Consider the following 15,130-nt stretch of genomic DNA (forward strand, 5'->3'; position numbering starts at 1 on the left):
GGAGGCGTTTAAAATGAATAAACCACAAATTGGTGTTATTGGTATGGCTGTAATGGGTAAAAATCTAGCTTTAAATATAGAAAGTCGTGGATATACTGTTGCTATTTACAATCGTACTGCTTCAAAGACAGAAACAGTTGTTAAAGAACACAGTGAAAAAAAATTAGTTCCAAGTTACAAAATAGAAGATTTTGTTAATTCACTTGAAAAACCAAGAAGAATTATCATGATGGTTAAAGCAGGTAAGGGAACTGATGCTGTAATTAATGAATTATTGCCTCTTTTAGATAAGGGTGATGTCTTAATTGATGGTGGTAACACTTACTTTGAAGATACAATGAGAAGAAATGCTGAACTAGATAAATCTGGAATTAATTTTATTGGAATGGGTGTTTCAGGTGGAGAACTTGGAGCACTTCAAGGACCTTCTATGATGCCAGGTGGTCAAAAAGAAGCTTATGATTTAGTTGCACCTATTTTAGAAGAAATGTCAGCAAAAGCAGAAGATGGTCAAGCTTGCGTTACGTATATTGGACCTAATGGAGCAGGACACTATGTAAAAATGGTTCATAATGGTATTGAATACGGAGACATGCAATTAATAGCAGAAAGTTATTCATTACTTCGAGAAATATATGCTGGAGATCTCGACCAAATTTCTGATGTATTTAAAGATTGGAATGAGGGAGAATTATCTAGTTATCTAATTGAAATTACTTCTGATATTTTGAAACGTCGTGATGATGAAGGTAGTGATGACTATATAGTAAATAAAATCCTAGATAAGGCTGGTAACAAAGGAACTGGTAAATGGAGTTCTCAAAGCGCTTTAGAATTAGGAGTTCCTCAATCACTTATAACTGAGGCTGTATATGGTCGCTATATTTCAACTTATAAAGATCAGCGAGTTAAGGCAAGTAAAGTATTACCAAAGCCTGCAGAACATACAAATGATTTTGATAAAGAAGTATTTGTTGAAAAAATACGTGAAGCATTGTATTTCAGCAAGATTATGAGCTATGCTCAAGGATTTGCCCAAATGGATGCTGCTTCAAAAGAATACAATTGGAATTTAGAATTTGGTAATATCGCTAAGATTTGGCGTGCGGGATGTATTATTCGTGCACAATTTTTACAAAAGATTACTGATGCATACGATAAAGATCCAAAAATTGAGAATCTATTGTTAGATGAATACTTTATGGAAATCTGCAAAAAGTACCAAGATTCAGTTAGAGATGTTATTGCATATGCTGTTAAGGCAGGTATTCCTGTACCTGGATTTATGGCAGCCATTTCTTATTTTGATTCATATAGAAGTGAAGTACTTCCTGCAAATCTAATTCAAGCACAACGTGATTACTTTGGTGCACATACATACGAGAGAACTGATAAAGAGGGAATTTTCCATTATACATGGTATGAAGAACAATAGGGTAAAAAGCTAGTAATTATTTATAATTATTAGCTTTTTTTTGTATAAGCAAATGTTGACGTTTTCATTAACGCGGTATATTATTACCGTGTATAACGATTTAATACTTTAGTTATTATGAGGGGGATGAAAATGAATAATAAAAAAATTATTTATGCAGCTGGTGTTGCATTACTTCTAGCACAAGCAGCAACACCAATAATAAATGTTACAGCGATATCAAATGATTCACAGCGAACTGTAATACCAACTAATTTTCCAAAAGGAAATTTTCAAGGGGATTTTACAGTTGATGCACAAAATACAACTGTAAATGCTGGACAATCGGCTAATTTTAACATTTATTTAAAGTCGACAGGTGCAGTTACAAATTTAAGTAATGTCGATTTAAAAGTTCAATTACCAAAGCAAGATTATGTTGAATTTAGTCAATCATTAGATGCACTTAAATTAAATAATGTTGTGCCAAAATATGATAAAACGTCAGGGTTACTAACTTGGCATTTTGACAAATTACCAACCGGACAAGTTAATAAAACAGTTTTAAGATTAGATACAATAAATGGAGGATTCACTAATCAAACACCAATTAAAATAAGTGGGACATTAACTGCAGACAGTGATAAAGGAGCGATAAAAGCACAAACTGGTGGGCAAACTGTAGTTAATGCTACTAAAAATCTTTCTCTTATAAATAAATTTCAATCTATTTACAATAATGATGTAAGTTCAGAAACTTATCATACTAACCCCGTTATCGGAGACGAGATTTTGTGGAATGTTGGTATAGGTGCACCAAAAAAGTAGAAGGATCAATCTTCCTAAAGCCAGGATCTAAGCTTGAAGTCAGTTATATTATCGACGATAAATTGAAGTATGAGGGAATGGCTAATTCATCGTCTCCAACTCCAACAGTAGATGGGAATGCTTTAAAATGGGAAATAACAGCTCCAAGTATTCAAGAGCAAATGAATAATAGTAGCTTTTTAGAAAAAGATTTGAGTTTAAAATTAAAAGTAAAAGATGATAAAAATAATGTATTTAAAGATGCTACCAACACACTTAAGATAACAAAAGCAACTTTTAATGATGGAGAAGATTTTTTACCAAACTCAATTGATGGAAAAATTACTATTTCCCAATCAGATGCTGATAAGCTACCACCTCAAACAGGGAGTTATTATAATCCTGAACATTTTGGACCAAAAGATGGTGAAGGAAATCTAGCAGGTGTTAAAGAGTATGTTGATCCTCAAGTCACTGATGATGCAACACTTGCTTTTGGTATGCGTGTCTCATCGATGTATACGAATAGTCAGGAAGAGGATTTAAAAGCATATACAGTGCACTATAAAGTTGATCCGAATCTAAAAATAAAAAAATTTTATTCAGGTGATTTTAATATGAGTACGGGTAAAGGAGGGGTTGTTGGAAAACCTTTAAAAAATCTCTCACATTATTCATTTAACGTTAGATACACTGATGATTCTGATGATGTACCATCAAAAATCAGTGGGACAGAGGTTGTAAATCCCATTACTGGGGATCCTGTTATTTATCAAGATGCACATAAAAACAATTGGCATACTTTAGTAGCTGATGTTCCTTTAGGAAAATGGTTAACTGCTAAAGATTTAAATATACCTGAAAATAAAACAATTAAAGAAATAATGTTACATTTTCACCCTGCCAAAGGAACTGTAAGACATGATATATTCAATAAAGATAAGACTTATATTGCGACAGGTGATGAAAATGGTTTGCCAGATTATTATGAAGCTGATCCTACAGGATATTATGGACAGCAAGGTTCAGACCTTAGCTATTTAGAAAATTGGGCACCAGCAGGAATGTATTCAAATAATGTTGACTTTAAGATGGGAATAAAAAAAGGTTACATTGGTCAAGTAAAAAATTCAATGTATATTAATAACTATGGAACTACTGCTAAAGGCAAGGGATTTTGGCTAGGTAGTGAGTATGAGTGGAATGATAAATATAGTGCAATGATTGCTGGAGCTCAAGCACAAACAGCGGAGGTTGTTAAGGCTGTAACTGGTATTAATAGGGTTCTAAAAACTTCTGTTGCATTTGATTATCTTTCTGAACTACCTGACGGACAAAAGGTCTTAAGTCCAGGTGAAAATAGTGTTACAACTTCCATTGACAATACTCAAACATCTAAAAATAGTGCTCCAGGGCCAATGATTAGTTATGTATTGTTACCTAAGAGTGTTCAATATATTGGTGATATAGATGGTACTAATGGAAAAGTTAGTCAATTATTATCTGATAATTATCAGGGAAGTGGACAAAGTTTAGTAAAAGTAAATTATAGTTCGGACAATATTCAACCAAATAAAAATATATCTCAACAATTCAAAGTTAATGTAACTGATGGTGTATCTACTGATCCGGAAATTAAAGTTTATAGTTTTATTGGATCAGATGATTTTTCAGTACCAGATATTAAAGGAACACCAGTAATAACGGATACAAAAAAAGATGTTGATAAAGATAATTTAAATGGGAATGGAACAGATAAACCAATGTTTTATTCTGGAAGAGATTATCATTTTGATAAAGCAAATGCATTATCGGTATCAGAAACAGTAGAAAAACAAGCAGAGACGGTTAAAAAAGTAGCAGGAGACAAAGTAAATTATCAATTACAATTAACAAACACATCAGAAGATGATTTAAATAATATGATATTGATGGATACATTACCAAGTGTTGGTGACTTATCAATTACTACAAATGAAGACCGTGGATCGCAGTTTGATATGTCATTAACAGGCCCAATCAATATACCAAAGAGTTGGGAAGATAAAGTTAATGTTGAATATACAACATCAAGTAATCCAAAGAAATCTGGAATATTGGATAAGGATACAATTTATCCATCAACTGCACAAAAATTAGAAGATGCACAAGGTGCAGAAGATGCAACATGGGTAAGTGCAAAAGATGTAACTGATTGGACAAAGATTAAGGCATTTAAGATTGAGTTGAAAGATAAAACAACATGGGTAAGTGGAGCAGACATGGCAATTAATTTTGGAATGAAAGTTCCAGAAGATGCAGAAGCTAAAACAACTGCATATAATTCATTTGCATTTGCATCAAATGCTTCACAGGTAATTGAGCCATATAGACTTGGCGTAGAAATTAAAGACCCTGTTGGGCCAAAACAAATACCAACATTACCAGTTAAACCAAACCAACCTGGAAATAAAGATAATCCGGGAAGCAATACAGAAGATAACAATAATAGTAAAACTGATAAGGGAAGTAATAATGGTAATAGAGGTACAAATGTAAGTAATTACAACAATTTACCAAGAACTGGAGAGAATATAAGAAATACTTCAATACTAACTATAGTGGGTTTACTGTTGATAACAGTAACAGAATATTTTGTAATTAAGAACAAGAAGAATAGAAATATATAAATAGTTAAGATCTCATTAGGTTATTTTTAATTTGATGAGGTCTTTTTTATTTAATTATTAACTTATGTGATAGAATAATGACAAGTGTAGATAAAAAGATTTTATTAATTATGGAGAAATTTATATGGCAAAAATTTTAATAATTGAAGATGAAAAAAATATGGCTCGATTTGTTGAACTAGAGTTACAACATGAAAATTATGAAACTCATGTGGAATTTAATGGAAGATCAGGATTAGAAGTTGCATTAGATAAGGATTGGGATGGAATATTACTTGATTTGATGTTGCCAGAATTGAATGGTATAGAAGTATGTCGTAGAATTCGCCAGGAAAAAGATACTCCAGTTATTATGATGACTGCGCGGGATTCAGTTATAGACCGTGTTTCAGGGCTTGATCATGGAGCCGATGATTATATTGTTAAACCATTTGCCATTGAGGAATTACTTGCTAGATTAAGGGCTTTATTACGTAGAATTGATTTGGACGATGAAAAAAAATTTAATTCTGATCAAGTCATAGTATATAAAGATTTAGAAATTGAAAAAGACACACGAACGGTAAGGAGAAATGGAGAAGTAATTGAGTTAACTAAAAGAGAATTTGAATTGCTAAAAACACTTATGCAAAATCAAGGGACTGTTTTGAATAGACAAAAATTACTGGACGATGTTTGGGGTGATGAGGGGAACGAAGAAACAAATGTTATCGATGTATATATTAAATATGTGAGAAACAAGATTGATAAACCTGGCAAAGAAAGCTATATTAAAACAGTTCGTGGAAGTGGATATGTAATTAAATAATGGAAGATTTAAAAGCAAAAAAAACTCCTCGCATTTCATTGCGATTTAAATGGACTTTTTTCATAACAATAGTTGTTTTTTTTATGTATCTTGTTTTTTCAATTACTGTATTTTATTTTGTCAGCAATTCTATAATTAAAAATGAAGAAAACACTGTTAAAAATGCGCTTATGGCTGTATCCAGTAGATTTAAAGATGAAAAAAAACCACTCAATAAAAAAAGTATAAAAAAAGAAATATATAGTTTGAAAAATGGTAACGATACATTACTTGAACAGCTTAGAAACAGTGGTTTACAAGTTGTTATTCTTGATAATGATAAAAAAATATTACTTAGAACAGATAATACAAACATCTATTTGAAAGAAGTAAGCAATTTTAAAATAGTAAAAAACAAAAACAATTTACGCATTGATAATTTAGTTGGATTTTCTTCCATTAAAAATAAAAATCAGATTATAGGCTATGTAGCAGTAAAAAATAAAATGCGTACTTATCATCAAACTGTTAATAATTTGATTGATGAATTACTACCTAATGCAATAGCAGCATTATTACTTAGTATAGCTCTTGGCTTTATATTAGTTGAATTTGTTTTAAGAAGATTGAAGTTAATCAATCAAACGATAGATTCAGTTAAAGATTATCCTGAGTCAGATGCACGAATACCCATACAAAAACAAAATGATGAGATAACTGATTTGGCTGAGCAGTTTAATGAAATGTTAGACAAAATGCAGCAGTATGCGAGTCAGCAAAAAGAATTTGTACAAGATGTTTCTCATGAGCTTAGAACCCCTGTTGCCGTTGTAGAAGGCCACCTTAAGCTCTTAAATCGTTGGGGAAAAGATGACCCTGAAGTGTTAGATGAGTCTTTGAAATCGTCTTTACAAGAGATTAATAGAATGAAGCATCTTATTCAAGAAATGCTAGACTTAACTAGAATTGAACAACCTGGGAATAAATTTAGCAATGAAGTATCTGATGCTAAACCGCTAATTAATCAAATATATAATGATTTTAAAGTTCTCCATCCAGAGTTCTTAATTAATCTTGACTATGATGTCCGTGAAGATGCAAAAGTGAAGATATATCGAAATCATTTAGAACAAATAATAATAATTTTATTAGATAATGCGATTAAATATTCAAGAGAAAAAAAAGAAGTTTATATTGCTGTATCTAGAAATGAAAATTATTTAGAAATTGCTATTCAAGATTTTGGAGTAGGAATTTCCCCTGAAAATCAAGAAAAAATATTTAATAGATTTTATCGTGCTGATAAGGATCGTTCTCGCCAAAGCGGAGGAAATGGTCTTGGACTTCCAATAGCTAAGCAGTTAGTTAAAAATTACAAAGGATTTATGTATGTAGAGAGTATTGAGGGATCAGGATCAGTATTTAGGGTTGAATTACCATTAGAAATAAAAAAGATTAACTCCTAAGAGTTTGAACTGAACCCCAAATATTGGACGAAGTTTTAAGCTACTTTCTGGGATACAAACTTTCGGTACTCTACCGGACTTTTGTATCCCAGTTTTTGTTTTATTCTCACTTTATTATATTTCTCCATCCATGCTGCTACTTCTGAAACTAATTCTTCATAGGTATCAATCTCTTTTTGATGATATATATTAACTTTCAAAATATGAAAAAAACTCTCCATAGCTGCATTATCTAAACACGTTGCTTTTCTTGACATACTTTGAAATATTTTATTCTCTTTAAGTACTTTAACCCAACTTTTATGTTGATATTGAACCCCTTGATCTGAATGTACTGTAGTTCTGTAATCTAATCCTGCTGGTATTTTATTAATACCATCTTTTAAGGTGTTTACTGTAAATTCTACTGTCGGATGCTTACTTATATCCCAGCTCAATATTTCGTCTGAAAACAAATCATAAATACAAGTAAAATAAGCTCTTTGTTTGATACTTTCTTTTCCCCATCGTATTTCAGTGATATCTGTAGTTAATTTTTGATAAGGTCTATCAGTATTAAAACGACGATTAATTCTATTCTTAGCTATTTTACCCACTGTACCCTTGTAAGAATTATATTTCCGTGTTTTCTTGTTATAAGCTGTAGATAGTAAATTCATTTCAATCATTAATCTATAGACTTTTTTGTGATTAACTTTAAATCCTCGATTATGAAGCTCACCTGTTACTGGACGATATCCATAAGTATCATCACTTGTTTTAATATCTTTGATAGCTTCTTTTAATTCTTGATCACTATTATTGTTATCAAGCAGTCTTTTAGAGTTATATTCATAAGTACTTTTAGGCATGTCTATTACTTTAAGGATGTTCTTCAAAGAATATTTCTCTTGCCTTAGTTCATTTACTATTTGTGCTTTTTGCCATCTTGTTCCTGAACTAAGGCCTTTAGTTTTTTTAGATATTTATTTTCTATTTCCAAAAGCTCGTTTTTTTCTCTTAGTTTTTCTAATTCTGTTTTTTCTTTACCTTGTTTAGATTGTTTTTTAGAATTCATTATCTTTGTCCGCCCTTTATTACGGTACAATACTTCTATTCCTTCACAATCTAACTTATGTTGCCACTGCCAAATAGTTCCGGTATTGGATATATTAAAGTGAAGGGCTGTTTGTGGATAAGAAGCATTGTTTTGTTTCATCCATTTTAAAACATTCACTTTAAATGAGCCATCATAAGTTGAAATTGGTGATAATATATTCAACCCATCTAAACCAAACTTTTTATAACGGTCAATCCAGGTATATACTATAGAATCATTTGTTATATGATATTTCTTGATTAGATTTGAAACTCCTATTGAAGTATTGAGATATTCAGTAACAATCTTTAATTTTAATTCTTTAGAATATTTAACCATACAAAAACCCCCGATATTGGATTTGGCCCAATATCGGGGGTTCAGTTCAGTTAATCTTTTTTATTTTGTTGAATATTTTTATTCTTATTTCTAGCATGTTGGCTAGCTTTTGAAGTGTTTTTATTATCCTTATCGGATGTTTTGTTTGTTGAATTTGATGTATCGGATGAAGATTCCGAGTTTTTAATAATTTCATTTAATGATTCTTCTGTTACAACTTCTTTAACAGGATTTTTCTTTAAATCCTCATCAATAGTTTTTCTTACTCGAGGTTGAACTACATAGTTAGTTATAATTTGTTGAATCAAAATAATTACACCACCAACTAAGAAATATAACCCAAGAGCGGCTGATGAAACCATTGAAATAAAGAATGTAATAATTGGATTCATATACATAATTGTTTGTGATTGCTTACGTTGCTCTTCTGGCATAACTTGAACTGATAAATAGCTTTGAGCCACATAAAACAATGTAGCAATTATTGCAATAACAATACTTGATTTTCCAAGAGGTAATCCGAAAAATGTAGCACTACCAATCTCTTTAGAGTATTGAACAGCTTGATAAATACCAATCAAAACTGGCATTTGAATCAATAGTGGTAAGCAACCAACGCCACCAACAAGACTCATATTATTTTCACGATATACACTCATCATTAATTGACTAATCTTTGCCTGAGCATCTGGATTTTTGGCTTCTTTTTGTTTTTCTTGAATTAATTTTAATTGTGGTTGAATTGCTTTCATTTTTTCTTGTTGCATTGTTGCTTTATAAGACTGATTTAATCCAAGAGGTAAAAGCACCAGCCTTACAACAAAAGAAATAACAATAATACCTAAAGCAAATCCATTATTACCACCAATAGTCTTAGCAGTACCTTCTATTAAATGTTGGAAAGGACTTCCAATGTATTTAAAGATAAATGCATATGGTCCACTAGTAGGAGGCTTAATAACTCCATTTGAGCCAGTCGTTCTAGCACAGGCAGCAGTAGTGATTGCGATTAATAAAAATAGTACAGTTAAACTAAATATTCTTTTTAAATTTTTATTTTTCAATATTTTTTCCTTTCTAATGTGTAATAAACATTAACAAGGAATAATATACGTTAAACTAAACACTACTTCAACCGATGACAGAAAAATTTGTATAGTTTTTTAATTCATCATTATATATAACATCTAATTTTTTAACTTTAGAAAATGTCGAAGGTCCAGATTTAATTTTTTTAATAAAGTCATCTAATACGGTCTCATCTGCTTCTGCATTTATCGAAACAGTTCCGTCTATATTATTTTTTACGGTACCTGTTATTGACATTTTTTCAGCAATTTGTTGTGTAAAGTATCTAAAACCAACTCCTTGTACTATTCCGTGAGCTACTAAGGAAATATTTTTTTTCATATATTTAACCTCCATATTGATGTATGCTTATTGTATAAGATAAAAATAGAATATCGAGGGAAAAGATGCAACAAATTACTTCAAAAAAGAATGATATTATAAAAGAAATAAAAAAATTAGATGCAAAAAAACAACGAAAAAAAAGTAATCTTTACGTGATTGAAGGTCTTCATCTTATTGAAGAGGCGTTAAAGTATAATGTAAATATTAAACAAGCTTTAGTTACTGATAAGTATATAAATCATCGTTTGGTAAAAGAATATTATGACAATTCATATGAAATAACTGAGGAATTAGCTGAATATATTTCAGATACAAAAACTCCTCAGGGTATATTTGCAGTAGCTGAAATTGAACAAGAAAATAAATTTAATAATTATAATGGAAAATGGGTACTGCTGGATAATGTACAAGATCCTGGCAATGTTGGAACAATTGTTAGAACAGCTGATGCAGCAGGATTTAGTGGAGTATTATTGGGAGATAACACAGCGGACGTTTATCAAGGAAAAGTTCAAAGATCAATGCAAGGAAGTCAATTTCATATTCCGATTGTAGTGGCCGATACCAAATATATTATGAATGAATTTAAGAAAAAAAATATCTCCGTTTGGGCAACTGAAGTAAATAAAAATGCTAAACCTGTTAATGAGTTAGAGAAACCTAATGATATTTTAATTGTTATGGGAAATGAAGCAAATGGGTTAAATAAGGAAATACTTCTTCTTGCTGATGAGCAGGTTTACATTCCAATATTTGGAAAGGCAGAATCATTAAATGTTGGTGTTGCTGCATCGGTAATGATGTATCATCTAGTATTAAAATCTTAAAGTTGCATTTTGTATAAAACCTGTTAAAATTCAAGTCAAGTCGTTAATAAATCGAGGAAATGATGATTAAACAAAATGATTGGCAAAAGGATCGAAAATATATCGCTATAGTTGCAGATTTGCTAATTAAACCAGAAGTAATGAAGCTGAAAAATATAACTCAACATATTAATTCTAATAGGTTGGACCATTCTATAATGGTTTCTTATAAAAGCTATATTTTAGGTAGGAAATTACATCTTGATTATAAAGCAATGGCAAGAGCCGGATTGTTACACGATTTATTTTACTATGATTGGCGAACAACAAAATTTTCTGAAGGATCACATGCTTATGTGCATCCGAGAATTGCATTAGAAAATGCTAAAAAAATAACAAAGATTTCAAAAAAAGAAGCAGACATTATTGTTAAACACATGTGGGGAGCAACAATTGCGCCACCTTTGTATATGGAAAGTGCATTAGTTTCTATCGTAGATGATCAATGTGCAATAGTTGAAGCTTCTGTTCCATATTTTAAGAACAAATTCAAAAATTTAAAATTAAGATTAAATATTAACTAATATTGACCCTAAAAAAGTATTAGGGTATTGTATATACATATAATATAAGCGTTGAAGAAGAGTAGTAATCAATATTTACAATTTCAGAGAGGAACTGTTGGTGTGAAGTTCTAATTGTATTTTGGTGAATTCGCTTTTGAGCTTTTCGATTGGTCAACGTAATGACTATAAGTGCATGCAATCATTTGCATGAATTTGGGTGGTACCGCGAATCCTCGTCCCTTTTTGGGATGAGGATTTTTTTAATTTAGTTAATCATGGAGGAAATTATGTCTTTAAAAGAAAATTTGGAAAAATTAAAATCTGAAGGTTTAAAAGATATTGCAGATTCAAAAGAACAACATGTTTTAAATGATATCAGAGTAAAACTATTGGGTAAAAAAGGACCAATAACTGATACTTTGCGTGGTATGAAAGACTTACCGGCCGAAGAAAGGCCAAAAATTGGTTCATTTGCTAATAAAATTAAAGAAGAACTTGCACAAGCAATTGCTGACAAGCAAGAAGAGATTAATAAAGCAATTATCAATGAAAAATTAAAAAAAGAAACAATAGATGTAACTCTTCCAAGTAGAAAATCAAATAAAATTGGAACTCAACATATTTTAAATCAAATAATTGACGATATTGAAGAATTGTTTATTGGACTTGGCTATCAGGTAATCTCAGGTCCTGAAGTTGAAGAAGATAAATATAATTTTGAAAAGATGAATATTCCAAAGAACCATCCTGCACGTGATATGCAAGATACATTTTATATAAATGATGAACTTTTGATGAGAACACATACTTCCCCACAGCAAGCGCGTACCATGGAAAAACACGATTTTTCTAAGGGTGCTTTGAAGATGATAAGTCCAGGAAAAGTTTATAGACGAGATACTGATGATGCAACCCACTCTCATCAATTTAATCAAATTGAGGGATTGGTAGTAGACAAAAATGTAACTATGGCTGATTTGAAAGGAACTCTTGAAGTATTAGTTCGTCATGTTTTTGGTGAAGAGAGAAAAATAAGATTTAGACCTAGTTATTTCCCTTTCACAGAACCATCTGTAGAAGTTGATATTACTTGTTTTGCATGCGGTGGAAGTGGATGTCGTATTTGTAAATTTACAGGATGGATTGAAGTACTAGGAGCTGGTCTTGTGCATCCTAATGTTCTAAAAAATTCAGGAATTGATCCAGATATATATTCAGGATTTGCTTTTGGTGTAGGTCCTGATAGATTTGCGATGCTTAAATATGGAGTAGAAGATATTAGAAATTTCTATTCTAATGATGTTAGATTTATTGAACAATTTAAAGGAGAAGAAGCATAAATGAAAATTTCACTAAATTGGCTTAAAGATTATTTACAAATAGATGAAACTCCACAAGAGATTGCTAACCGTGTTTCTTTAACAGGAATTGAAGTGGCTGATGTTATTAAACCAGCTGAAGGACTTAAAAAAATTGTTGTTGGACATATTAATAAAATTGAACCACATCCAGATTCGGACCATTTAAATATTTGTCAAGTTGATGTTGGTGAAAGTGAAGACTATCAAATCGTTTGTGGGGCTCCTAATGTGGCGCAAGGACAAGATGTTATTGTAGCATTACCTAATTCACGAATTGCTAATAATGAAAAAATCAAAAAAGGTAAGTTACGTGGTGTTATTTCAATGGGAATGATTTGTGCACTACAAGAAATTGGTTTTTCAGAAAATGTAGTTCCAGCTAAGTATAAAGATGGTATATATGTATTTGAGCAAAAAGTAACTCCAGGACAAGAAGTTTATGGTTTATTAGGAATGGACGACAATATTCTAGACTTTGATATTACACCTAATCGTGCCGATACATTGGGTATGAACGGTACAGCTTACGAGATGGGTGCAATTTATGATAAAAAAATTACTATTCCCACTCCAGAAATAGTAGAAAGCTCAAAAAAAGCTGATGAAATAATAAAAGTCGAAGTTGACGATGACACAAAAACAAGACAATACAGATTAAGAGTTGCTAGAAACATTGAAGTTAAGTCCAGTCCTATGTGGATGCAAATACGTTTATGGAATGCAGGAATTCGTCCTATTAATAATATTGTCGATATTACAAATTATGTATTACTTGAATATGGTCAACCAATACATGCTTTTGACTTAGACAAGATAAAAGGAGATTCAATTCAAGTTAGAAATGCAAGTGCTGATGAAAAAATACTTGCACTAGATGATGAAGAATATGAATTAAATTCAGAAGATGTAGTTATTGCTGATAATACACAGGCAATCGCAATTGCGGGAGTAATGGGAGGAAAAAATACTGAGATAGATTCGAATACAAAAAATATTGTTATAGAATCTGCAGTGTTTGATGAAACCAAAATAAGAAAAACTGCCCAACATTTAAATCTACGTTCTGAAGCATCTAGCCGTTTTGAAAAAGGAATTGATAACTCTGCAACTGAAAAAGCCTTGAATAGAGTAGCTGAGTTAATTACAAAATTTGCAAATGGTGAAATTTTAAATGGTCAAATTGTTGGAAAACAAACTCCTGTAAATGAAAAAGTAATTGAAATAACAACAAGTAGAATTAATAAAGCATTAGGTCTTGATATAACTACTCAAGATATTATTAATATATTTGACAGACTTCAATTTAAGACAGAAGCAAAAGATGAAGAACTAAAAGTATCTGTTCCTGCTAGAAGATGGGATATCTCTATTGACTCAGATTTAATAGAAGAAGTTATTAGACTTTATGGATATGATAACCTTGAAGGAACACTTCCAGTTGGCAGACAAACTGTTGGTGGACGTAGTTTAAAAGAAAACTTTATAAAAAAAGCAAAAGAAGAAATGTTATCTAATGGTTTTGATGAAGCTATAACGTATTCTATGGTTGAAAAAAGTACTGTGGGTGACTTTCAAATGGTACCAAGTGATTGGACTAAAGTAGTATGGGCAATGACAGAAGATCATGAATTTTTACGTACAAATATAATTGGTGGATTACTAAACGTAGTTAAGTATAATTCAGTTAGAAAACAAGAAAATCTGTCGCTTTTTGAGCAGGGAAGAGTTTTCTTAAAAGGTGGAGACAAGCGTCCAGAAGAACGTGAATATCTTGCAGCTATGCTAACTGGAGATATGATTGATAACGATTGGCATCACGAACAAAGAGCAGTTGATTTTTTTGATATTAAATCAAGTCTAGAAAATTTATTGAATAGACTAAATAGGGATGTTGAATATAATTTTATTGCTACTAAAGAATTTGAAAATATGCATCCAGGTCAAACTGCAAAAATTTTAGCAAATGGTCAATTTATAGGATTCGTTGGGAAAATTCATCCAAATTATGAAAAAGAATTAGGAATAAAAGACATTTTTGTTTTTCAAATCGATCTTGATAATTTATATGATTTTGATAAAAAAGATAATATTTATGAACCTATTTCTAAATATCCAACCATAAATAGAGATATTGCTTTGCTTATAAAAGAAGATATTACAAATCAAAATATTGCTGATGTAATTAAAGAAAATGGTGGAAAATATTTGATTGATATTAAATTGTTTGATATTTATCAAGGAAAGAATATTGAAAATGGATTTAAATCTATGGCATATAGACTAACTTTCCAAAATAAAGAAGAAACATTAACCGATGATCAAATAAATAGTGATTTTGATAAGATTGTTAAAAAATTACAAGAAAATGTTGACGCCGAAATTAGATAATGATTAACTAATTTAGTTAGAACTTTTGGTTTATCA

General features: G+C 30.9%; 12 protein-coding genes and 1 other annotated feature. Of the genes, 9 read left to right on the plus strand and 3 right to left on the minus strand.

Translation table 11 applies throughout. The features are described from left to right. Positions 1-13: 13 nt before the first annotated feature. The 5 genes from gndA (at position 14) to ACUV9F_RS02635 (ending at position 7,143) form a co-directional block, all read left to right on the plus strand. The gene (gene gndA / locus ACUV9F_RS02615; protein ID WP_446184136.1) at positions 14-1,435 is read left to right on the plus strand and encodes an NADP-dependent phosphogluconate dehydrogenase; all 1,422 of its coding nucleotides are present in this window, start codon (positions 14-16) and stop codon (positions 1,433-1,435) included. A 132-nt stretch (positions 1,436-1,567) separates the two neighbouring features. Continuing rightward, complete coding sequence (locus tag ACUV9F_RS02620) at positions 1,568-2,242, plus strand: hypothetical protein (RefSeq protein WP_446184137.1); 675 nt, start codon at positions 1,568-1,570, stop codon at positions 2,240-2,242. 77 nt (positions 2,243-2,319) lie between these two features. After that, the gene (locus tag ACUV9F_RS02625) at positions 2,320-4,890 is read left to right on the plus strand and encodes a hypothetical protein (RefSeq protein WP_446184138.1); all 2,571 of its coding nucleotides are present in this window, start codon (positions 2,320-2,322) and stop codon (positions 4,888-4,890) included. Between the two features lie 124 nt (positions 4,891-5,014). Further along, positions 5,015-5,698 carry a response regulator transcription factor gene (locus ACUV9F_RS02630; RefSeq protein WP_446184139.1) on the plus strand — a complete coding sequence of 228 codons (684 nt, stop codon included), beginning with the start codon at positions 5,015-5,017 and terminating at the stop codon, positions 5,696-5,698. After that, positions 5,698-7,143, plus strand: a complete 1,446-nt coding sequence (locus ACUV9F_RS02635; RefSeq protein ID WP_446184140.1) for a HAMP domain-containing sensor histidine kinase — start codon at positions 5,698-5,700, stop codon at positions 7,141-7,143. The genes ACUV9F_RS02630 and ACUV9F_RS02635 overlap by 1 nt, the downstream gene beginning before the upstream one ends. Before the next feature lie 35 nt (positions 7,144-7,178). On the opposite strand, the gene ACUV9F_RS02640 is transcribed toward ACUV9F_RS02635, so the two are convergent. The 3 genes from ACUV9F_RS02640 to ACUV9F_RS02650 all read right to left on the minus strand — a co-directional run bounded on the left by ACUV9F_RS02640 (position 7,179) and on the right by ACUV9F_RS02650 (position 9,970). Beyond that, a protein-coding gene (locus tag ACUV9F_RS02640; protein WP_446183171.1) for an IS3 family transposase occupies positions 7,179-8,560 on the minus strand; the annotation gives its coding sequence in 2 pieces (ribosomal slippage) (positions 7,179-8,089 and positions 8,089-8,560; 1,383 coding nt in all). A 50-nt stretch (positions 8,561-8,610) separates the two neighbouring features. Beyond that, a complete protein-coding gene (yidC, locus tag ACUV9F_RS02645; protein WP_446184141.1) occupies positions 8,611-9,624 on the minus strand; it encodes a membrane protein insertase YidC in 1,014 nt (337 codons plus the stop codon). A gap of 67 nt (positions 9,625-9,691) precedes the next feature. Beyond that, positions 9,692-9,970, minus strand: a complete 279-nt coding sequence (locus ACUV9F_RS02650) for an acylphosphatase (RefSeq protein WP_446184142.1) — start codon at positions 9,968-9,970, stop codon at positions 9,692-9,694. A gap of 65 nt (positions 9,971-10,035) precedes the next feature. On the opposite strand from ACUV9F_RS02650, the gene ACUV9F_RS02655 reads away from it, so the two are divergent. The 4 genes from ACUV9F_RS02655 (at position 10,036) to pheT (ending at position 15,094) form a co-directional block, all read left to right on the plus strand. Then, positions 10,036-10,800 carry a TrmH family RNA methyltransferase gene (locus ACUV9F_RS02655; protein ID WP_446184143.1) on the plus strand — a complete coding sequence of 255 codons (765 nt, stop codon included), beginning with the start codon at positions 10,036-10,038 and terminating at the stop codon, positions 10,798-10,800. Positions 10,801-10,862: 62 nt separating this feature from the next. Next, on the plus strand, positions 10,863-11,363 hold the full coding sequence (locus tag ACUV9F_RS02660; protein WP_446184144.1) for an HD domain-containing protein: 501 nt from the start codon (positions 10,863-10,865) through the stop codon (positions 11,361-11,363). 42 nt (positions 11,364-11,405) lie between these two features. After that, positions 11,406-11,589, plus strand: a binding site (T-box leader). A gap of 43 nt (positions 11,590-11,632) precedes the next feature. Further along, on the plus strand, positions 11,633-12,685 hold the full coding sequence (pheS, locus tag ACUV9F_RS02665; RefSeq protein ID WP_446184145.1) for a phenylalanine--tRNA ligase subunit alpha: 1,053 nt from the start codon (positions 11,633-11,635) through the stop codon (positions 12,683-12,685). Beyond that, positions 12,686-15,094: a phenylalanine--tRNA ligase subunit beta gene (gene pheT, locus ACUV9F_RS02670; RefSeq protein WP_446184146.1), complete on the plus strand. Its 2,409-nt coding sequence runs from the start codon at positions 12,686-12,688 to the stop codon at positions 15,092-15,094. It begins immediately after the preceding gene. Positions 15,095-15,130: the final 36 nt, after the last annotated feature.

It is taken from the genome of Daquilactobacillus linshuiensis, assembly GCF_052828685.1.

Excerpts from the sequence above, each read along its gene's own strand:
- pheS (WP_446184145.1), top strand. The coding sequence starts at position 11,633 with ATGTCTTTAAAAGAAAATTTGGAAAAATTAAAATCTGAAGGTTTAAAA.
- ACUV9F_RS02635 (WP_446184140.1), top strand. The coding sequence starts at position 5,698 with ATGGAAGATTTAAAAGCAAAAAAAACTCCTCGCATTTCATTGCGATTT.
- ACUV9F_RS02625 (WP_446184138.1), top strand. The coding sequence starts at position 2,320 with ATGGCTAATTCATCGTCTCCAACTCCAACAGTAGATGGGAATGCTTTA.
- ACUV9F_RS02620 (WP_446184137.1), top strand. The coding sequence starts at position 1,568 with ATGAATAATAAAAAAATTATTTATGCAGCTGGTGTTGCATTACTTCTA.
- pheT (WP_446184146.1), top strand. The coding sequence starts at position 12,686 with ATGAAAATTTCACTAAATTGGCTTAAAGATTATTTACAAATAGATGAA.
- ACUV9F_RS02630 (WP_446184139.1), top strand. The coding sequence starts at position 5,015 with ATGGCAAAAATTTTAATAATTGAAGATGAAAAAAATATGGCTCGATTT.
- ACUV9F_RS02650 (WP_446184142.1), bottom strand. The coding sequence starts at position 9,970 with ATGAAAAAAAATATTTCCTTAGTAGCTCACGGAATAGTACAAGGAGTT.
- gndA (WP_446184136.1), top strand. The coding sequence starts at position 14 with ATGAATAAACCACAAATTGGTGTTATTGGTATGGCTGTAATGGGTAAA.
- ACUV9F_RS02660 (WP_446184144.1), top strand. The coding sequence starts at position 10,863 with ATGATTAAACAAAATGATTGGCAAAAGGATCGAAAATATATCGCTATA.
- ACUV9F_RS02655 (WP_446184143.1), top strand. The coding sequence starts at position 10,036 with ATGCAACAAATTACTTCAAAAAAGAATGATATTATAAAAGAAATAAAA.